Below are 20,503 nucleotides of genomic sequence, written 5' to 3' on the forward strand. Positions count from 1 at the left end.
AAATTATTAGTCTATATCTAGTTGATATCTGGATTTTTTAACAAAAATAACACTATACCTAGGATGAGAATTAATAATATTGCAATTGTATCCATTGTTTTCCACTTCAAAAGACGGAATTTAGTTCTGCCGTCACCACCTCGATAACCACGAGATTCCATTGCTATGGCTAAAGCGTCAGCTCTTTTAAAGCTTGATGCAAACAAAGGAATCAAAATTGGTATAATCGATTTTACTTTTTGCAGAAGATTCCCTTCCCCAAAATCAACCCCTCTAGCCTTTTGGGCGTTCATAATGCGAGTGGTATCATCCATTAAGGTTGGAACAAAACGTAAGCTAAGGGACAACATTAGTCCAATTTCATGTGCTGGAATTTTGAGAGGCTCAAATGGTTTCAAAAGAGACTCAACGGCGTCAGATAAACTGAGTGGAGTAGTAGTTAAAGTTAGTAGGGTTGAAAAGAAAATAATCAACACAAATCTCATGAAGATTAATAAGGCTTGGCTTAAACCAAAATCTGTTATCTTAATAATCCAAAATTGAGCCAATACATTTCCGGATTGAGTAAAAAACATTTGAAATAGTGTCGTAAATAGAATGATTCCAATCATTGGTTTCACACCATTTAAAAAAAATGAAAAGTTGATTTTTGAAAGGAAGACAATTGCTAATGTAAAAGTTAGCATAGTCAGATTTGTCACTAGATTATTAGCCCAAAAAATAATAATGATGTAAACAATCATAGCCAATAATTTGCTACGAGGATCTAATCGATGAATGATTGAATCCCCAGGAATATAGCGTCCAAGAATTAGTTTATCCATGATTAATTACCTCCCTTAACTCATTTAGAGTAATTGGTAGATAAGGTAAATCTAATCCTTTTTCAACCAAATTTTGAGCAAATTTTGTTACTTTTGGAACACCTAATTGTTTTTCTTCAAGTAATTTGACATCTTGAAAAATATTTTTGGGCAATCCACTTGTAATGATTTTACCAGACTCTAAAATATATACAAAGTCAGCAAAATTTGCCACATCATCCATTAAATGAGTAACTAAGACAATTGTCATTCCTGAATGATGAAGTTTTTTAAAGAGTGACATTAATTCACGTCTTCCTTTAGGGTCTAACCCTGCTGTTGGTTCATCTAAGACTAACACTTTAGGCTCCATGGCTAGGATACCAGCAATGGCAACTCGTCTCATTTGCCCCCCCGATAGTTCAAATGGATTTTTTTCAAATAATTCTTCTGAAATACCAACCATTGTTAGTTTTTCACGCGCGAGTTGTTCAGCTTCCTCTTTAGATACTCCAAAATTTTGAGGTCCAAACGCTACATCCTTCAGAACAGTTTCTTCAAAAAGTTGACTTTCTGGAAATTGAAATACTAAACCTACATGCTTTCTAACCATTTTGATATCTTTATTTTTGGATTGATGTGTAATTTCTTGACCATCTACAATTACTGTTCCTCTACTTGGAACTAATAAACCATTTAACAATTGCATTATTGTTGATTTTCCAGATCCAGTATGACCAATAAAAGCAGTATAAGAACCATCAGTTATCTCAAGGTTAACGTCAAAAAGAGCACGCCCTTCAAATGGTGTCCCTTCCTGATAAGTATAGCTTACATTTTGGAAATTAATTGCCATAACTGATTTTCTAATTCCTTTTCTGAAAGATAATCGCCTTCAATGGGATAATTTTCTTCTTTTAATAATTTAATTACAGAATTTGAAAATGGAACATCAAGTCCTAAATTCAATAAATCTTCACCACGAGAAAATAATTCCACTGGACTTGAACTGGACTCAATCTGACCATTTTTCATAACCAATACTCTATCACTCAAAGCAACTTCATCTAAATCATGCGTAATCGAAATTACAGTAAGATCATATTCATGTCTAATTGATTGGATTGTTTTAATGAGTTCTAGACGACCTTTTGGATCCAACATACTAGTTGCTTCATCTAAGACAATTATCATTGGCCTTAGAGCAACAGCTCCCGCTATGGCAACTCTTTGTTTTTGTCCACCAGATAAGCGAGCAGGCTCACGGTCTTTAAACTGACTCATGCCTACTAAATCTAATGCTTCTTGAACCCTAACAACCATCTCAGCATGATTGACACCCTTATTCTCTAGACCAAAGGCGACATCGTCCTCGACAGTAGCTCCAACAAATTGATTATCAGGATTTTGAAAGACCATTCCAATCTTTTGACGAATTTCCCAAACGTTTTTTTCAGATAGTAGGTCACCGTCAACCACAATTGTACCAGATTCAGCTTCTAAAATACCATTTAAAAGTCTGACAGAAGTTGATTTACCTGAACCATTATGTCCAATAATAGATAACCATTCTCCACGTTTCACGTGAAACGAAATATCATTTAAAGTGTAATATTCCTGTTCCTCATGGTATTTAAATTTAATATGTGATACTTCAATAATATTTGTCATGATTACTTAAAGGTGTCTTTGAATAAGAAACCAGCTCCTTTAAAGTAGTCATATCCTGAATAAATCGTAAAGAATAAGGCGATATATAATAGAATATTGCCAATAAGCGTTAAATGACAGAAAAGAAAAATGATAGAGAACATTTGTGACATGGTCTTGATTTTTCCAGGCATAGCAGCAGCAAGAACTGTACCACCAGATTCAACTAGAAGCAAGCGTAAACCTGTCACTGCTAATTCACGACAGATAATGATTGCAACAATCCACGCTGGTGCTAATTCTGCACCGACTAACATAATGAAAGCACTCATAACAAGCATTTTATCTGCTAAAGGATCGGCAAATTTACCAAAATTAGTAACTACTTCCCACTTTCTAGCTAAATAACCATCCAAGTAGTCTGTCAAACTGGCTATAGCAAAAATAACTGCAGCAACAATGTGCCATGTTAAAGACTGCGATAAACTTGTAATAAGCAAGAAAATTGGAATCATGATAATTCTAATTAGGGTTAATAAATTTGGTATATTTTCTTTTTTTGTCATTTTTATTCCTTACTATTGAAATTTCAAAGTGATATAACTTGTATCTGTAACAGTGATAGGACTTAAATCAAGTGGTTCCCCATCGATAGAAACAGATAAGCCTTTGGTTATTCCTAGCGTTAATAATGCTTCGCTTACATCTTTATCAAGTGTTGCCGTGTAAGTTGGGGTTTCTTTAGTTAGTGTAGTCCCAGCTTCGCCAATATCTGAATTTGTAAGAGAAATCCAAGCACTTTCAGCATCCGTTAAAGTGATGGTCACATCAACCGATTCATTTGCCTTTTTAACAGTTGCTTCTAAATAATTATCTTGTCCTTGACTTGTAATTTCTGTTTTTGGCTGACTGCTACTTGAAGTATTTGTCTTACTTTTAGAAGTTGTTTTGTTAACTTGACTTGTTTGGACTTCTTTTGCTTTATTTTCTTTGTTCATCTGTTTCCAAACAGCAAAAAACATAAAGACAAAAATTAATAGAGCAATAAAGGTTAATAAGACAATGATGAAAATAGATTTTGATCTTTTTTCATTATGACTCAGACGACTATGTCTCGAACTTTCAAAATAAAACTCATCATCTTCATCTTTCGAATTATCAACTAAAAAATTAGCTTGAGTATTTTTTTTAGTTGAAGTATTCTTTTCTTCTTCATCGAATGATTTAGCTTGTCTTGAAAAATTAACTTTATCTTCAACACGATGACTTAATTTATTTTCAACAATTTGAGTTACACTTGGATTTTTATTTTCCATTTTTGTAGACATTTGTTGATTATATTTATTTTTCAAATAATGAAATTCTAAACCAACAATCTCGCCATATTGTTTCAAAAACTGATCAATCTTATGCTCTGGAATAATTTTATATTGATCTAATTCCATTGCTAATAAATAATGCGAAGATATACCACTTTTAGTTTCAATATAATCTAATGTAATATTCTTCTCTATGCGGGATTCACGTAAAATCTCACCAAGACTTTTATCTCTCATACAGGTACCTCGAATTTAATGTAATAAATCAATTATAGCAAACTTTTAACTATTTTGGAAAGACAGTAAAATCTGATTTTTCAGCTTGTTTAAAAAAGTTATCCGCAATAGATAAAACTTCTACTAACTGAATTTTTTCTAGAATATCGGGAATATCATAGTAAGTATCTTGATCAGTTAGAAATAGATTGAATTGACTAGCAACCTGTTCCACATTATCCAAACTTTGTAAAAAATCTCCATACATTTCTCTTTTTAAAATAGAAAAATGTTCTTGGTTAAAATCATCAGAATTACTACAGTTTTTGATTTTTTTTCTGATTTCACTTGACATCCCAATTGGTTGATTTGTATCTAAACTTATAAGAACAAAAGAGAAGTTGGAATTAATTTCAATTTCAATATCAAAGGAATCATCAATCTTTCCTTGTTCATACCAAGATTGATATGTTCTTGATGTCCAACCTAATAACATTGACATAGCAAGTCGTAAAGCAATTTTGATTTTTAATAAAGAAATATCATTCTTAATCTTTTGCCCTCTGTATCCAACTACTAATTTAGAATTTGTGACTTCCATGCTTTTTGAACTAGATTTAACTACGGGATTGTATGAAATGTCATCAATTCTTTCAACTTGCTTACGAGCACGGTATTTTTTTTGATACTTTTCAATAACTGTAAAAGTTTCACCTATGTCGACATCACCAACAATAATTAAACTCATGTTGTTGGGTTTATAAAAATAACTATAATTACGCTTTAGTATTTTTGGAGTAATTTGATTGATTGAGCCCTTACTACCAGCAATATCATCAGCTAGACTTGTATCTGCAAACAGATTCTGTAATATTCCAATATAAGCTTGATAGTCTGCATCATCAGCATACATATCAATTTCTTGTCCAATAATTTTCTTTTCTTTATTGACCGAATCTTCAGTAAAGCTAGATGACATAACTAAATCTTGTAACAATATTAAACTTTCCACAAAATTTTCTGATGTTGAAAAGTAATAAGATGTTTTGTCAAAAGTTGTAAAGGCATTTACATCAGAACCTAATTCTGTAAATTTAAGTGAAGCATCTTGTCCTAAATCATCTTCGAAAAGTTTATGTTCAAGAAAGTGGGCTATGCCTTCAGGGTTATCCCATAGACGATTTCTTTCTGTAAACTTTTTGTCAATCGAACCAAAATCAACTGTCAACATAGCTGTTTTTTCTTTAAATCCTGACTTAGGTATTATAAAAATATCTAAACCATTTTTTAGACGAGAATAATGAATTTCTTCATCAAATTTATTAAAAGAAATTTTTGTTAATGGAGTCATTATTTTCCCTCCAAGAAGTAAAGTGCTTGTAATTTCAATAAGTTTGCCGCCTTGACAATATCTCGTTTCGTTACTTTGTCAATAGTGTCAAGCCATTCAGTTAAATGGTAATTTTCATTAACATAGTCGACAATATACAACCTGTCAATCATTGCTTTACAATTATCTTGTGATTGATTTACAGTGTTTATGATCATTGATTTTGTTTTTTTAATTAAACTACTTGGAAATCTGCCCATTTTTATGTCATTCATTTCTTTGATAATGAGCTGTAAAGTCTTTTTACGGTCATTATTATCAATTCCAGCAAATATATCTAAATATCCAGTATATATGTCCATTCTACTCCCAATACTGTAAGCAATGCCTTCTTCCTCACGAATTTTGGTAAATAACCGAGAATGGGAAAAAGAACCCAATAAACCATTAAGAACGATTAATGCATAATGGTCCTTTGTTCCAAAATCAACATTAAAATGATAAACCATTTCTAAAATTGACTGATTGACATCTTTTACTTCTTTTTTATCTTTTACAATATTGACATAATCTTGTTTATAATTGAATATCAAAAACTTTTCTCTATCAACAAATGGATATTGATGTAATTGTTGGACAACTCGGTACTCTTCGAAATCACCAACCAAATAAATGTCAATCAAATCTTCCATCAACATATGATGAAATTCTTGATAGCTTGTGTAGGCTGTTTCTTTTTCAACAAGATCAACCGTACCATATTTTGAAATTTGAAGATTTTCATCACTAAAAAATATTTCTTTAGCTTTTAAAGAACTATAATAAAACGAGTCTTCTTTATCAGTCTCTAAATATGTAATTAAGTTTGCTTTTTCAATTTCAAATACCTTAGGTTGATATTGCGCAACAGAAAGAAGAGGAGAAAATAGGATTCCCCTCAAAAATTGAATAATCTCATCAAGAACACTTTCCCCATTGAAAGCATATTTATCTTGAATAAAACTTACATCAATATCAACTATGTGTACTTGCCCTTTATTAGAAACAGTAGTGGATAAACTCGCACCATATAATTGAGCTAGTTTTTCCCTAAATGCTTTTGCTGTAGGGTATTCTTCATTTGCTGTTGCTAACATTTGAGCAACTAGAACACGTTTAGCTACTGTTTTCTGATTTAAATCACCAGAAAATCTAAATGTGATATGATTCGATTTAAATTGCTTCGTCTTAATAAAGTGAAGTTGAACTCCTTCAACAATTTTCATAGTACATCCTTATATAAATATATGTTTCTCTAAATTATACCATTTTTAGCTGCGTTATCTGTTATATTGACTTAAATATTAAAAATTTTAGTTAGTAAAAAAAGTCGAGTATACTCAACTTATTTTTATATAATCCTTTTTTACAAAAAGGAAAACATTCACTAATCAGCGAGGTCATGGATGTTAGAGTTATCATTGATTTTATCAATGGTAACTCAAGTTCATTATACACTCTTTTATAAACATGTCAAAAAAATGAGGGGTTATTAAATAACAAATTACATTTAGATTTTTAGTAAAGTTCAAATTTCTAGATAATAATTATTATTTTCAAAATATGCTATAATAATGTGACTTGAAAAATGGAGAAATACTTATGGAATACAAATTATTTAGTGAATTTATAACTTTACAAGCCTTACTTAAAGAACTTGGAATCATTCAAAGTGGTGGTGCAATTAAAGGATTCTTAGTAGAACACACTGTGTTATTTAATGGTGAGGACGAAAAAAGAAGAGGTAAAAAGATTAGAATTGGTGATATCGTAACTCTACCAGAGCAAGATTTATCAATAACTATTGCTGAACCTAGCCAAGAGGAACTTCTGGAATATAACCTTGCAGAAGAAGAGAAGCAACGTGTAGCTAAAATAGTTAAAGAAATGAATCAATCACTAAAAAAGCCAGCAAAACAAACTCCTAAAAAAACAAAGAATAGTAAATTTAACACTAGACCAAGAAAATCTGGTAAAGGTCCAGCAGTTAAATTTCCTGGTACATAATAATGTGGTTAAAGGAATTAACACTAAATCACTTTAGAAATTATAATGACTTAAATATAAATTTTTCAGAGGGACTAAACATCTTTATAGGAAACAATGCCCAAGGAAAAACGAACATCTTAGAAGCTATCTATTTTATTGCCTTAACTAGAAGTCATCGCACAAGAAGTGATAAAGAATTAATCCAGTTTTCAACTGATCGTTTATCTATTGAAGGAAAATTAAATCGCCTCTCAGGTAATATCAGTTTAGAAATTAATTTATCTGATAAAGGTCGAATAACAAAGATTAATTCATTAAAACAAGCAAAACTTTCTGAATATATAGGTACAATGATGGTAGTACTCTTTGCTCCTGAAGATTTACAATTAGTTAAAGGCGCTCCTAGTCTTCGAAGAAAGTTTATTGATATTGATTTAGGTCAAATTAAACCTGTTTATCTATCTGACTTATCGAATTATAACCATATTTTAAAACAAAGAAACGCATATTTAAAAGCTGCTAGAACAATTGATTTTGACTTTCTAGTAGTTTTGGATCAACAATTATCATATTATGGTAGCCGTGTTATTCAGCAAAGAATTCAATTCATAGCTGATCTTGAAAAAGAAGCAGATGCTCATCATCAGGCAATATCAAATGAACTAGAAAGTTTACAAATTAAATATATTTCTAGCATTGATACAAGTCAAAGTCAACTTATTCAAGAAAAATTCATGGAGCAACTTGAAAGAAATCGTCAACGTGATATTTTTAGAAAGAATACGAGTATTGGCCCACATAGAGATGACATTGAATTTTATATAAATAATATGAATGCAAATTTTGCAAGCCAAGGTCAACATCGAAGCTTAATTTTATCCATAAAGATGGCTGAAGTGAGTTTAATGAAAATCTTGACTGGAGATAATCCAATACTACTGTTAGATGATGTTATGAGTGAATTAGACAATACAAGACAAACAAAATTAATTGAGACTGTCATTCAAGAAAATGTTCAAACTTTTATTACTACTACTAGTTTGGAACACCTCTCGCAACTTCCAAAAACTTTAAAAACTTTTCATGTAACTAGTGGAACCATTAAGGCAGACTGAGTCTGCTTTTTACTTTACAACTAACTTTACAATAAATTGACATTATGTGTTTGACAATTACTTAAATTATAGTGTTTATATAATTTTTTTACACAAATATCAAATTATTTTTACACTTACTTTACACTTGTTTATAAAATAGTAAAGCAAAAAAGAGATAGGTAATCCTAACTCTTTTTTATTATTATTAATGAACTGAATAGTTTGGTGCTTCATTTGTAATTTGAACATCATGTGGGTGACTTTCAATTAAACCAGCACCTGACATCTCAATAAACTGTGCTTTATTGTGAAGATCATCGATGGTAGCTGCTCCAACATAGCCCATACCAGAGCGGATACCACCAAGCATTTGAAAGACAATATCAGAAGCGGCACCTTTATAGGCTACACGACCTTCAATTCCTTCTGGAACGAGTTTATTTGCTTCATTAACTGAACCTTGGAAGTAACGATCACTTGACCCTTTTTTCATTGCTGCAATTGACCCCATACCACGGTATGTTTTAAATTTACGACCTTGGAAAATTTCAGTTTCACCGGGCGCTTCATCAGTTCCTGCAAACATTGAACCAAGCATTACTGCATTTCCACCTGCAGCAAGAGCTTTTACAATATCACCAGAGTATTTAATACCACCATCAGCAATAATTGTTTTGCCATATTCACGCGCAACAGCGGCAGCGTCATATATTGCTGTAATCTGTGGAACACCTACACCAGCTACAACACGAGTTGTACAGATTGAACCTGGTCCAATACCAACTTTAACAACATCTACACCAGCATCATACAAAGCGCGTGCTCCTTCAGAAGTAGCAATATTACCAGCAATCAGAGTTTTATCTGGGAATTGAGAACGAATTTCAGCAATTTTTCTCAAAACACCTGCGGAATGACCATGGGCTGTATCAATAACAATAGCATCTGCTCCAGCTTCAAATAGAGCACCAGCACGATCAAAGGTGTCAGAAGTAACACCAACAGCTGCCGCTACTAATAAACGGCCAAAATCATCTTTAGCAGCGTTTGGAAATTCAATTACTTTTTCAATATCTTTAATTGTAATAAGTCCTGACAAACGACCATTATCATCAACTAATGGAAGTTTTTCAATACGGTGTTCATGGAGAATTCTTTCAGCTGTTTCTAAATCAGTACCAACTGGTGCAGTAACTAATTTTTCACTTGTCATATGCTCAGAAATCAGTGAGTCGTAATCACTAATAAAACGCATATCACGGTTTGTAATAATTCCAACGAGTTTACGATTATTCATTGTTTCAACAACTGGAACTCCAGAAATACGATAGCGTTGCATTAATTCTTCAGCTTCAGCAACCTTATGATTTGGTGTTAGGAAGAAAGGATCAATAATTACCCCATTTTCTGAACGTTTAACTTTACGAACCTCCTCAGCTTGTTCAGCAATTGACATATTTTTATGAACAACACCAAGTCCACCAGCACGCGCAATTGCAATGGCCATTTTACTATCAGTTACAGTATCCATTGCTGCAGTAATAATAGGAATATTTAATGTTAAATTTTTAGCTAGCTTTGTTTGCATGTTTACTTCATTTGGTAGTACATGACTTTCAGCTGGAATAAGTAAAACATCATCAAAGGTATAACCTTTTTTCAAAAATTTTGTTTCCCAATTTGACATTAAAATGATCCTCTTTTCTTTATTGTAATAGGGAATAGCAACCCAGTCTATTTTTTTATTGTTACTATCATATCATGCTTAACAAATTTGTCAATAAATTAAAAATTATTTTCTATTTTTGCCTTATAAATACAAATAATGTTCGTAATTATATAATTATTTTATAAAATCATCTGATATTTCAGAATAACGTTCGCAAATAAAGGGAACTTCAATAATTATTGAAGTTCCCTTATCTATTATTAAAAGTAATTTATTCCCATAGCGCTTTTTACTTCTGAAAGAGTCTGAGCAGCAACAGCTTGTGCACTTTGACTTCCTTTTTCCAACATGCGGAATACTTCACCCATATCGCTAGCATATTCTAAGCGTTTTTGACGAATTGGAGCCAACTCACGTTCTAAGATTTCTAGGAGATAACGTTTTGTTTTGACATCTCCTAATCCACCCTTTTGGTAGTGTTCCTTCATGGCTTGAATATCTGCTTTATCACCATCTTGACCAAAAATATCTAGATAATGGAAGACCATATTCCCTTCAATTTGGCCAGGATCTTCAACACGAATATGATTCGGATCAGTATACATACTCATTACTTTTTTTTGAACTGTGTCTGCATCATCAGATAAATAAATACCATTTCCTAAAGACTTAGACATCTTTGCATTTCCATCTAGACCTGGTAAACGACCTGCACCTTCGTTGTCTGGATAAAGGCCTTCTGGTTCCACTAAACAATCGGTATTGTAAGCATTGTTAAAACTTCTCACAATTTCTCTTGTTTGTTCAATCATAGGTTTTTGATCGTTTCCAACTGGAACTAAATTAGCCTTGAATGCTGTAATGTCAGCAGCTTGAGAGACAGGATAAACTAAGAATCCACTTGGAATACTTTCACCAAATCCTTTTTGTGCAATTTCTGTTTTAACTGTTGGATTGCGTTCTAAGCGAGCTAGTGAAACAAGGTTCATGTAGTACATTGTTAATTCAGCAAGTTCAGGAATTTGACTTTGGATAAAAATAGTTGATTTATTAGGGTCTAATCCTACAGACAAATAGTCTAAAGCTACATTTCCAATGGAATCGCGAATTAATTCAGACTCTTTAGCATGATCTGTTAAAGCTTGCTGATCTGCTAAGAAAACAAACATTTTAAATTTATCTTGATTTTGCAAGATAACACGATTTTTCAAAGAACCAACATAATGGCCTAAATGTAGTTTTCCTGTTGGTCGATCTCCTGTTAAAATAATTGGTTTTGTCATTTCTTTCTCCTTATTTATAAAGAAAAACCCTCACGCAATATGCGTGAGGGCGTTATTACAATTGAATACGCGGTACCACCTCAATTAATACCTCTATCTTGGTATTATCTCATCTTCTCTATTAAATAAGAAGTTGCACGATAAGGGGTGCCAATCCTGAGATGTATTGTTTGATCCCATTTTATACATTAGTCCATTCATCTATTAATTTTGTTAGTTTACAGCCCCACTAACTCTCTGAAAAAATTAAATAAATTACTCTTCTAATTAGCTTTCATTCTATGAAATTTTCACAAATTTGTCAAGTTTAGCAAAATATAGGAAAAAGTTCTTGACACAAGACTAATTCATAGTAGATAATGGTATTATTTTCACGATAAGGAGTATAAATAAGGATGACGAATAGATTAAAAGATATGGTATTTGTAACCGTTGGAACATTTATTACAGCTATAGGTTTTAATACTATGTTTGTTGATAATCACATTGCTGCTGGTGGTATGGTCGGTATTGCAGTGGTAATGAAAGTTCTATTTGGTATTAGCCCATCTTTATTTTTAATGCTTAGTAATATTCCACTTCTTTTATTATGTTATTTTTTCCTAGGTAGACAAAATTTTGTTAAAACTTTGTATGGTTCTTGGATTTATCCAATAGCAATTAGAATGACTAATTTTTTACCTAGTATAACGCATAACCAATTATTAGCTGCTATTTTTGGTGGAATAATTGTGGGAATTGGTATTGGTATGGTTTTTTGGGGTAATTCATCAACTGGTGGAACAGGTATTCTAACTCAAATCTTACACAAGTATTCTCCTTTAAGTTTAGGTATTGCAATGACTATTATTGACGGTATTAGTGTTGCAATGGGATTTTTAGCTTTATCTGCTGATGATGTTATGTACTCCACAATCTGTTTATTAACTATTGGGTATGTTATTGCTATTATGGAAACTGGCTTTAATTCATCGAAGAATGTCATGATTATTTCAAAAGAATATATTCAAATCAAAGAATATATTCATAAAGTTATGGATCGTGGTGTTACTAAAATTCCTATTAGAGGTGGATATACAACTAAAGAAAATGTTATGTTAATGGCTGTTATTTCAACTTATGAATTTCCATCTTTACAAGAAAAAATTAATGAGCTTGATGATACTGCTTTTGTTGTAGTTATGCCAGCTGCCCATGTTATTGGTCGTGGTTTCAGTTTAACCAAACAATATAAGCGAGAAGATGAAGATGTCTTGCTACCAATGTAAAAAGTATAACCCCTTTTCTGATTGAAAAAAGGGGCTTTTTCATGTACAATGAAAAATAGATAAATAATATGAGGTGAAAAATTGCTTACTGTTTCTGACATATCGTTACGTTTTAGCGATAGAAAACTTTTTGACGAAGTTAACATTAAATTTACTGCTGGTAATACCTATGGCCTAATTGGTGCAAATGGTGCTGGTAAATCAACATTTTTAAAAATTCTTGCAGGGGATATCGAACCAACAACTGGTCATATCTCATTAGGTACTGATGAACGCCTTTCAGTATTGCGACAAAACCATTTTGACTACGAAGAAGAACGTGCTATTGATGTAGTCATCATGGGAAATGAACAATTATTTAACATCATGAAAGAAAAAGATGCTATCTATATGAAAGAAGATTTTTCTGAAGAAGATGGTGTTCGTGCTGCAGAACTTGAAGGTACATTTGCTGAATTAGGTGGATGGGAAGCAGAGAGTGAAGCATCACAATTACTTCAAAATTTAAATATCCCAGAGAGTCTTCATTTCCAATCAATGAGTGAATTAGCAAATGGAGATAAAGTGAAAGTTCTCCTTGCTAAAGCATTATTTGGTAAGCCTGATGTGCTATTGCTTGACGAACCTACCAATGGATTAGATATTCAATCAATTGCCTGGTTAGAAAATTTCTTAATAGAATTTGAAAACACTGTTATTGTTGTTTCCCATGACCGTCACTTTTTAAATAAAGTATGTACTCACATGGCTGACTTGGACTTTGGAAAAATCAAACTTTACGTTGGTAACTATGATTTTTGGAAACAATCTTCAGAATTAGCTTTGCGTTTACAATCAGACCGTAATGCTAAAGCAGAAGAAAAAATCAAACAATTACAAGAATTCGTTGCACGTTTCTCAGCTAATGCCTCTAAATCAAAACAAGCAACATCTCGTAAGAAAATGCTTGATAAAATTGAATTAGAAGATATTGTACCTTCTAGTCGTAAATATCCATTTATCAATTTTAAAGCAGAACGTGAAATGGGAAATGACCTATTAACAGTTGAAAACCTTTCAGTTACTATTGATGGTGAAAAAATCATTGATAATATTAGTTTCATCCTACGTCCAGGTGATAAAGCAGCCATCATTGGCCAAAATGATATTCAAACTACTGCACTAATGCGTGCTTTAGCAGATGACATTGATTATGAAGGAACAATTAAATGGGGAGTGACAACTAGTCGCTCGTACCTTCCTAAAGACAACAGTAAAGATTTTGACACTGATGAATCTATCTTAGAATGGCTTCGCCAATTCGCCGAAAAAGGAGAAGACGATGATACTTTCTTAAGAGGTTTCTTGGGACGTATGTTGTTCTCTGGTGATGAAGTTAAAAAATCTGTTAATGTCTTATCAGGTGGTGAAAAAGTTCGTGTAATGCTATCTAAATTAATGCTATTAAAATCAAATGTTTTAATTTTAGATGACCCAACTAATCACTTAGACTTAGAATCAATTTCAAGTTTGAATGATGGTATCAAAGATTATAAAGAATCAGTTATTTTTGCCAGTCATGACCATGAATTCATTCAAACAATTGCTAACCACATTGTTGTCATTTCAAAAAATGGGGTTATTGATCGTATTGATGAAACCTACGATGAATTCCTTGAAAATGCAGAAGTTCAAGCTAAAGTTGAACAACTTTGGAAATAAAAAAGATAAGGCGGAAACGCCTTATTCTTTTTTTCAAAATAGAAAGAATAAGCATATGTCCGCAAAAAAAATAATCTTATCTCTTATATATTATATTCTTAGTTTTTTTATTCCATTCTTTATTATGTTTTTTGTTCTATATTCAAAAGACATTTATTACGGTGGTCCTAAAACTATTTTAGCAAGCGATGGTTTCCATCAATATGTTATTTTTGCCCAAAATTTGAGAAATATTTTACATGGAAAAGATAGTCTCTTTTATACATTTACAAGTGGATTAGGTTTAAATTTTTATGCACTCATTAGTTATTATTTAGGAAGTTTTTTATCACCTTTATATTATTTCTTTTCTCTTAATAATATGCCAGATGCTGTCTATATCTTTACACTCTGTAAATTTGGATTGATTGGACTATCTTCATATTTTTCATTCAAAAGAATTTATCCTAAAGTCCAGTCTTTTTTCATTCTTTCCTTATCAATTTCCTTTTCACTTATGAGTTTTTTGACAAGTCAATTAGAAATAAATACTTGGCTAGATGTCTTTTTGCTTGTTCCACTGATTTTATTAGGTTTACACTCTCTAATTAACAATGGAAAATTTTTACTTTACTATATAACATTAACTATCCTATTTATCCAAAATTATTATTTTGGTTACATGATGTCAATTTTTCTTTTACTTTATTTTATTGTACTATTGATTGAACTTGACAGTTGGAAAGAAAGATTTTATCCTACAGTAAATTTTATTTTTATCTCTTTACTTGCTGCTTTATCAAGTATGGTAATGATTCTTCCTGCTGTAAAAGACTTGTCAAGTCATGGCGAACAATTAACACAAGTAGTCAAATTATTTACAGCTAATACAGACTCTCTAGACCTGTTTGCTAAAAGCTTAATTGGTACTTATGACACCACTAAGTTTAATTCGATTCCAATGATTTACAGTAGTTTACTTCCTCTTTTATTAGCAATTCTTTACTTTACATTGTCAAGTGTAAAATGGCAAAGTAAAGTAGCTCATGGATTATTAATGATAATAATCCTGACTAGTTATTATATACAACCAATAGATTTATTTTGGCAAGGGATGCATGCTCCTAATATGTTTTTATATCGATATGCATGGACATTTCCTTTGTTATTAATCTTAATTTCAGGAAAAACCTTAACCTTATTTGAAAAAATAAAACCAATAACAATTGGAATTATATTTGTTATTTTAAGTAGCTTATTAAGCCTTCCTTATTTTATTACTAATAAATATGAATTTATTACAATTCCATTATTACTTTTAACTTTAATATTTGTGACAGCATATACTTTATTATTTGTTAGTCATAAAGAAACTAAATTATCCTTTATCTACATCGCCATCTTTACACTATTATTTACATGTGTAGAAAGTACTGTCAATACATACTACATGATTTCTGGATTAGAGAAAGAATGGGGTTTTCCTTTAAGAGAAGGTTATAGTAGAAATTTAAATGAGGTTGACACCCTTGTCAAGAAAACTGATTCATTGTCAACTGACTTTTTTAGATCTGAACGGATACTTCCACAGACTGGTAATGATAGTATGAAGTTCAATTACAATGGTATTTCTCAATTTTCTTCAATTAGAAATACTACTTCTAGTAAAGTTCTTGATCGACTTGGTTATAAATCAAACGGAACTAATTTAAATTTACGTTATCAAAATAATACCATTATTATGGATAGTATTATGGGTGTCAAGTATAATTTTTCTCAGACACCAATTCATAAATTTGGATTTGAATCCTATGCTAATAATGGCCAAACTAAGCTCTATCAAAATAATTTTGCATTAGGCCTAGGAATATTAACAAATACAAAATATAGGAATTTACCATTTACAGTAAATACCCTTGATAATCAGAAATTCTTATTAAATCAGTTAAGTGGTTTACAATATAATTATTTTAAGGAAGTCCCTTATCAGGTTGAGGAAAATACTACACATCTTAATCAACGTGTTAATGCGAAAGCTAAAAATGAATCTCTCGACACAATAGTGACTTATCATATTCAAGTTCCAAGCCATACTCAACTTTATATCAGTATGCCAAATATTGTATTTTCAAACGAAAATTCAAAATCAGTAATTTCTAGAATTGGAAATGTTAGACAAGAATATACAACAGACAATACTTTTACCTTTTTTGATTTAGGGAATTACCAAAAGCAACAACAACTAACTATTGATTTTATTTTTCCAAAAAATAAAAGTATATCTTATCAACAACCCCATTTTTATCAATTAGATACTCTTGCTTTCCATAGGGCAATAGCAGAGCTTAAAGATGATGATATTAGTACAAAAACCAAGGGAAATAAAGTTTATAGTAAATTTAATGCTAAAGCCGATGCTTCTGTTTTTTATACCATACCATATGACAAAGGTTGGTCTGCTAGAATAAATGGCAAAAAAGCCAAGCTGAAACAAGCTCAAAATGGCTTTATGACTGTTGATGTTAAAAAGGGATCTGGTAATATTGTTCTCACCTTTATTCCAAATGGATTAATAGAAGGGTTGATAATATCTGCTTTGGGTGTAACATTGTTTATTTGTTATTTCTTTATTAAACAAAATAAAAAGCCTGTCTAAAATAGACAAGGCTTTTTTGTACTCCGGCAGTAGGACTCGAACCTACGACATCATGATTAACAGTCATGCGCTACTACCAACTGAGCTATGCCGGATAAAAAAAATTGCCAATAAATGACAATTCATTATAGTCCGTACGGGATTCGAACCCGTGTTACCGCCGTGAAAAGGCGGTGTCTTAACCCCTTGACCAACGGACCAGAAGCTGTTTTGGAGTAATATCTCCGTAACACTCTTATTATTATATCAGAAGATTTTAGTTTGTCTACACTTTTTTTTGAAAAAATATAAATTTTTTTATTTTGATGTTTAAGTCAGACTACATACTGCTTGAAAGCAAGTCATTGACTAAAAAGGGATTGACAAAAACCCTTTATTTCTGATAGAATAATGGAGTTAAGGTCTCATAGCTCAGCTGGATAGAGCATTCGCCTTCTAAGCGAACGGTCGCAGGTTCGAATCCTGCTGGGATCAAAATAAAAAGCCAAAGATAATCTTTGGCTTTTTTTGTTCCACGTGAAACTCTTTTATTTATGATATGGACTACCTTCTTGAATCATAAATGCTCGATAGACCTGTTCAATTAAAACAAGGCGCATTAACTGATGAGGCAATGTTAATAAGCCAAAACTAATCAACAAATCTGCTCGTTTCTTGATTTCATCAGATAATCCAAGGCTACCTCCAATTATAAAGGTGATGTCTGAGTAACCATTTAAAGTCGTTTGGGCTAAGGTTTGGCTGAATTTTTCTGATGGTAATTGTTTTCCTTCAATAGCTAAGGCAATAACAAAATCTCGTTGACCAATTTTTTTAGAAATTCGTTCTGCTTCTTTCTGCATAATTTTTACATTTTCTGCATAACTTGCTTTATCAGGTGTCTTTTCATCAGGTAATTCAGTCATTTCAAACTGACAAAATCGACCTAGTCTTTTTTGATATTCAGCAATACCATCTTTTAAATACTTTTCTTTTAGTTTTCCAACTGCAATAATTTTTACTTTCATATTCATATTGTAACATGATTTTTTCTTATCTTCTTGACAAGATATAGATATCTTTATTATTCTCGAAAAAGCTTTGATAATATTGATTTATCAATAGTTTGAGACTGTTTTCCACAAGTTGTGAATTTCTTTTCTTTTTCTATATTTTAAGGTATAATTAAGCAGAGTTTTATAAGATAATGAAAAAGGTTGGAGGTAAGCTTGTGTCAAAATTAAAAAGTGTTCTGAAAGTATTTCTTTATTTGTTAGCTGGATTTATAGGGGGAGTAATGGCGTTCTTTATCATGAATTCTATTAAACCAACGCAACAATCAGATAATGATAATGTTTCAAAAACAACCAGCACAAGTAAAGTTACCTATAATAATACGACAAGTACTACTAAAGCAGTTAAGAAAGTTCAAGATGCAGTTGTTTCTGTTATCAACTATCAAAAGATAGATACTGCTTCATCTGATAACTACAATAGTCTTTTTGGAGATAGTAGTGAATCTAAACAAACTGATGATGGTTTAGCAATTTTCAGTGAAGGATCTGGAGTTATCTACAAAAAAGATGGTAAAGATGCTTATATCGTTACCAATAATCACGTTATTGATGGTGCAAAACGGATTGAAATTTTACTTGCAGATGGCTCTAAAATCGTAGGTACACTCATCGGTTCAGATACTTATTCAGATTTAGCAGTTGTAAAAGTGTCTTCAGAAAAAATCAAATCAGTTGCTAAATTTGCTGACTCAACAAAAATTAATATTGGAGAAGTTGCCATTGCAATTGGTAGCCCTCTTGGAACAGAATATGCAAACTCAGTTACTGAGGGGATTGTTTCAAGTTTAAGTCGTACTGTTACCTTGAAAAATGAAGAAGGTAAAACCGTTTCAACAAATGCTATCCAAACGGACGCAGCTATTAACCCAGGTAATTCTGGAGGAGCACTTATTAATGTTGAAGGACAAGTAATTGGAATTAACTCAAGTAAAATTTCATCAACAAATGAAGCTGGTGGAGCAGTTGAAGGTATGGGATTTGCAATTCCTTCTAATGATGTTGTCAAAATTATTAATCAACTTGAAGAAAAAGGTGAAGTTATTAGACCAGCCCTTGGTATCTCAATGGTAAATCTTGGTGATCTTTCTACAAGTGCTTTATCGCAATTAAATGTACCTAAAGAAGTTACAAGTGGTATCGTCGTAGCAACTGTTACTGAAGATATGCCTGCTACTGATAAACTTAAACAATATGATATCATTACAGCTATTGACGGTGAAGAAGTTAAAACAACAAGTGATTTACAAAGTGCTCTTTACGGCCATGATATCAATGATGAGGTAAAAATCACCTTCTATCGTGGTAATGAAAAGAAAACTGTTACTGTTAAATTAACTAAAACAACTAAAGATTTAGAAAAATAAGTATCAATCTTATTGACAAGCGATGTTAAATACCTTTACAATATTGTAAAGGTATTTTTCTTGTGAAAGGTAATTATGACTGAACATTTAAAAACAATTCCAATTGCTGATATTGTAGCTAATCCTTATCAACCTCGTTTAAGTTTTGATACTAAAGAATTAATGGAATTGGCTCATTCTATTAAAATGAATGGCTTAATACAACCTATTATAGTAAGAAAATCGGATATCTTTGGTTATGAGTTAATAGCAGGTGAAAGAAGACTGAGAGCTTCACAATTAGCTGGTCTAACTACCATTCCCGCAGTTATCAAAGATATTTCAAATAAAGATAGTATGCATCAAGCGATTGTTGAAAATTTACAACGGTCTAATTTGAATCCAATTGAAGAAGCAAAAGCTTTTCAAAATATACTTGAAAAAGAGGAAATGACCCATGATCAACTAGCGCAGTATATGGGCAAATCTCGTCCGTATATTAGTAATAGTCTAAGACTGCTACAATTACCAAAATCAATTAAGGAAGCCATTGAAAAACATCACATTTCCTCAGGGCATGCGCGTGCATTATTAGCTGTAACCAGTAAAAAAGAGCAAGAAAATTATTTTAAACAAATTATTAGTCAGAATTTGAGTGTTCGACAAACTGAAAATTTAGTAAAAAAGAAAACAAATAAAAAACTAAGTAAAATAGAAAAAGACATTTTTAATCAAGCTATTGAAAATGAGATAGCAAAAAGCCTTGGTTTACCAATCCAATTACATAAAAAAAACGATGGAACTGGTCATATCAAATTAACTTTTTCAAATACTGAAGAATTAAACAGAATTATCAACAAGCTAAAATAAGTTGTTGATAGTCTGTTTTTTTCTTACAGCTTTTTCCACAACTAAAAAGTATTTTAAAACCTTATTAATATTGATTTAATTTAAATATCCACAAGTTGTGGATAACTGTTAAACACATTGTTAATATATTATCCACAGCTTGTGGGTAACTTTAAAAATTAGCTGATAAGACTGTGGAAAACTATTCTATTTTGTGTTAGAATAGTCCTAGTATTTATGACTAGAAAGAAGCTACC

General features: G+C 31.6%; 17 protein-coding genes and 3 tRNA genes. 8 read left to right on the plus strand and 12 right to left on the minus strand.

Annotated elements, in window-relative coordinates:
* Positions 1-17: 17 nt before the first annotated feature.
* From MKY69_RS10325 to yfmF, 7 genes are read right to left on the minus strand one after another with little or no spacing between them, the layout of a single operon-like run.
* A complete protein-coding gene (locus MKY69_RS10325; RefSeq protein ID WP_003107944.1) occupies positions 18-824 on the minus strand; it encodes an energy-coupling factor transporter transmembrane component T family protein in 807 nt (268 codons plus the stop codon).
* Positions 817-1,659 carry an energy-coupling factor transporter ATPase gene (locus MKY69_RS10330; RefSeq protein ID WP_003103733.1) on the minus strand — a complete coding sequence of 281 codons (843 nt, stop codon included), beginning with the start codon at positions 1,657-1,659 and terminating at the stop codon, positions 817-819. The genes MKY69_RS10325 and MKY69_RS10330 overlap by 8 nt, the downstream gene beginning before the upstream one ends.
* Positions 1,635-2,474 carry an energy-coupling factor ABC transporter ATP-binding protein gene (locus MKY69_RS10335; protein WP_037620286.1) on the minus strand — a complete coding sequence of 280 codons (840 nt, stop codon included), beginning with the start codon at positions 2,472-2,474 and terminating at the stop codon, positions 1,635-1,637. The genes MKY69_RS10330 and MKY69_RS10335 overlap by 25 nt, the downstream gene beginning before the upstream one ends.
* A 2-nt stretch (positions 2,475-2,476) precedes the next feature.
* Complete coding sequence (gene pgsA, locus MKY69_RS10340) at positions 2,477-3,019, minus strand: CDP-diacylglycerol--glycerol-3-phosphate 3-phosphatidyltransferase (protein WP_003105484.1); 543 nt, start codon at positions 3,017-3,019, stop codon at positions 2,477-2,479.
* Positions 3,020-3,031: 12 nt separating this feature from the next.
* Positions 3,032-4,009, minus strand: a complete 978-nt coding sequence (locus MKY69_RS10345) for a helix-turn-helix domain-containing protein (protein ID WP_003103025.1) — start codon at positions 4,007-4,009, stop codon at positions 3,032-3,034.
* Positions 4,010-4,058: 49 nt separating this feature from the next.
* Positions 4,059-5,339, minus strand: a complete 1,281-nt coding sequence (yfmH, locus tag MKY69_RS10350; RefSeq protein WP_340791835.1) for an EF-P 5-aminopentanol modification-associated protein YfmH — start codon at positions 5,337-5,339, stop codon at positions 4,059-4,061.
* The gene (gene yfmF, locus MKY69_RS10355; protein ID WP_003105281.1) at positions 5,339-6,583 is read right to left on the minus strand and encodes an EF-P 5-aminopentanol modification-associated protein YfmF; all 1,245 of its coding nucleotides are present in this window, start codon (positions 6,581-6,583) and stop codon (positions 5,339-5,341) included. The genes yfmH and yfmF overlap by 1 nt, the downstream gene beginning before the upstream one ends.
* 376 nt (positions 6,584-6,959) lie before the next feature.
* Between yfmF and yaaA the strand changes: the two genes are divergently transcribed.
* Both yaaA and recF read left to right on the plus strand, forming a co-directional pair.
* Positions 6,960-7,364: a S4 domain-containing protein YaaA gene (gene yaaA, locus MKY69_RS10360; protein WP_003103342.1), complete on the plus strand. Its 405-nt coding sequence runs from the start codon at positions 6,960-6,962 to the stop codon at positions 7,362-7,364.
* Between the two features lie 2 nt (positions 7,365-7,366).
* Positions 7,367-8,461 carry a DNA replication/repair protein RecF gene (recF, locus tag MKY69_RS10365; RefSeq protein ID WP_003105355.1) on the plus strand — a complete coding sequence of 365 codons (1,095 nt, stop codon included), beginning with the start codon at positions 7,367-7,369 and terminating at the stop codon, positions 8,459-8,461.
* A 187-nt stretch (positions 8,462-8,648) separates the two neighbouring features.
* On the opposite strand, the gene guaB is transcribed toward recF, so the two are convergent.
* Positions 8,649-10,130, minus strand: coding sequence for an IMP dehydrogenase (gene guaB / locus MKY69_RS10370; RefSeq protein ID WP_003104758.1), 1,482 nt, complete (start codon positions 10,128-10,130; stop codon positions 8,649-8,651).
* A 242-nt stretch (positions 10,131-10,372) separates the two neighbouring features.
* The gene (trpS, locus tag MKY69_RS10375) at positions 10,373-11,395 is read right to left on the minus strand and encodes a tryptophan--tRNA ligase (protein WP_003107950.1); all 1,023 of its coding nucleotides are present in this window, start codon (positions 11,393-11,395) and stop codon (positions 10,373-10,375) included.
* A 395-nt stretch (positions 11,396-11,790) separates the two neighbouring features.
* Between trpS and MKY69_RS10380 the strand changes: the two genes are divergently transcribed.
* The 3 genes from MKY69_RS10380 to MKY69_RS10390 all read left to right on the plus strand — a co-directional run bounded on the left by MKY69_RS10380 (position 11,791) and on the right by MKY69_RS10390 (position 16,999).
* Entirely contained in the window at positions 11,791-12,663 is an 873-nt protein-coding gene (locus tag MKY69_RS10380) for a YitT family protein (protein WP_003104058.1), read from the plus strand.
* 81 nt (positions 12,664-12,744) lie between these two features.
* Positions 12,745-14,364 carry an ATP-binding cassette domain-containing protein gene (locus MKY69_RS10385; protein WP_003105751.1) on the plus strand — a complete coding sequence of 540 codons (1,620 nt, stop codon included), beginning with the start codon at positions 12,745-12,747 and terminating at the stop codon, positions 14,362-14,364.
* Positions 14,365-14,419: 55 nt separating this feature from the next.
* Entirely contained in the window at positions 14,420-16,999 is a 2,580-nt protein-coding gene (locus tag MKY69_RS10390) for a YfhO family protein (RefSeq protein WP_340791918.1), read from the plus strand.
* A 21-nt stretch (positions 17,000-17,020) separates the two neighbouring features.
* Here MKY69_RS10390 and MKY69_RS10395 read toward each other — a convergent pair.
* Positions 17,021-17,094: transfer RNA gene (locus MKY69_RS10395), tRNA-Asn, on the minus strand.
* 33 nt (positions 17,095-17,127) lie between these two features.
* Positions 17,128-17,199: transfer RNA gene (locus tag MKY69_RS10400), tRNA-Glu, on the minus strand.
* Between the two features lie 200 nt (positions 17,200-17,399).
* Here MKY69_RS10400 and MKY69_RS10405 point away from each other — a divergent pair.
* A tRNA-Arg gene (locus tag MKY69_RS10405) sits at positions 17,400-17,473 on the plus strand.
* Positions 17,474-17,526: 53 nt separating this feature from the next.
* On the opposite strand, the gene rlmH is transcribed toward MKY69_RS10405, so the two are convergent.
* Positions 17,527-18,006, minus strand: a complete 480-nt coding sequence (gene rlmH, locus MKY69_RS10410) for a 23S rRNA (pseudouridine(1915)-N(3))-methyltransferase RlmH (RefSeq protein WP_013794545.1) — start codon at positions 18,004-18,006, stop codon at positions 17,527-17,529.
* Between the two features lie 203 nt (positions 18,007-18,209).
* On the opposite strand from rlmH, the gene MKY69_RS10415 reads away from it, so the two are divergent.
* Both MKY69_RS10415 and MKY69_RS10420 read left to right on the plus strand, forming a co-directional pair.
* Complete coding sequence (locus tag MKY69_RS10415; protein ID WP_003108843.1) at positions 18,210-19,418, plus strand: S1C family serine protease; 1,209 nt, start codon at positions 18,210-18,212, stop codon at positions 19,416-19,418.
* 75 nt (positions 19,419-19,493) lie between these two features.
* Positions 19,494-20,267, plus strand: a complete 774-nt coding sequence (locus MKY69_RS10420) for a ParB/RepB/Spo0J family partition protein (protein WP_003102468.1) — start codon at positions 19,494-19,496, stop codon at positions 20,265-20,267.
* The last annotated feature ends 236 nt before the right edge of the window (positions 20,268-20,503 follow it).

The sequence above is a fragment of the Streptococcus sp. FSL R7-0212 genome, from assembly GCF_038007985.1.
GTDB classification, from domain to species: Bacteria; Bacillota; Bacilli; order Lactobacillales; family Streptococcaceae; genus Streptococcus; species Streptococcus parauberis.

Bases quoted from the DNA above. Each gene is read 5' to 3' on its own strand.
- MKY69_RS10325 (WP_003107944.1), bottom strand. From the start codon at position 824: ATGGATAAACTAATTCTTGGACGCTATATTCCTGGGGATTCAATCATT.
- MKY69_RS10330 (WP_003103733.1), bottom strand. From the start codon at position 1,659: ATGGCAATTAATTTCCAAAATGTAAGCTATACTTATCAGGAAGGGACA.
- MKY69_RS10335 (WP_037620286.1), bottom strand. From the start codon at position 2,474: ATGACAAATATTATTGAAGTATCACATATTAAATTTAAATACCATGAG.
- pgsA (WP_003105484.1), bottom strand. From the start codon at position 3,019: ATGACAAAAAAAGAAAATATACCAAATTTATTAACCCTAATTAGAATT.
- MKY69_RS10345 (WP_003103025.1), bottom strand. From the start codon at position 4,009: ATGAGAGATAAAAGTCTTGGTGAGATTTTACGTGAATCCCGCATAGAG.
- yfmH (WP_340791835.1), bottom strand. From the start codon at position 5,339: ATGACTCCATTAACAAAAATTTCTTTTAATAAATTTGATGAAGAAATT.
- yfmF (WP_003105281.1), bottom strand. From the start codon at position 6,583: ATGAAAATTGTTGAAGGAGTTCAACTTCACTTTATTAAGACGAAGCAA.
- yaaA (WP_003103342.1), top strand. From the start codon at position 6,960: ATGGAATACAAATTATTTAGTGAATTTATAACTTTACAAGCCTTACTT.
- recF (WP_003105355.1), top strand. From the start codon at position 7,367: ATGTGGTTAAAGGAATTAACACTAAATCACTTTAGAAATTATAATGAC.
- guaB (WP_003104758.1), bottom strand. From the start codon at position 10,130: ATGTCAAATTGGGAAACAAAATTTTTGAAAAAAGGTTATACCTTTGAT.
- trpS (WP_003107950.1), bottom strand. From the start codon at position 11,395: ATGACAAAACCAATTATTTTAACAGGAGATCGACCAACAGGAAAACTA.
- MKY69_RS10380 (WP_003104058.1), top strand. From the start codon at position 11,791: ATGACGAATAGATTAAAAGATATGGTATTTGTAACCGTTGGAACATTT.
- MKY69_RS10390 (WP_340791918.1), top strand. From the start codon at position 14,420: ATGTCCGCAAAAAAAATAATCTTATCTCTTATATATTATATTCTTAGT.
- rlmH (WP_013794545.1), bottom strand. From the start codon at position 18,006: ATGAAAGTAAAAATTATTGCAGTTGGAAAACTAAAAGAAAAGTATTTA.
- MKY69_RS10420 (WP_003102468.1), top strand. From the start codon at position 19,494: ATGACTGAACATTTAAAAACAATTCCAATTGCTGATATTGTAGCTAAT.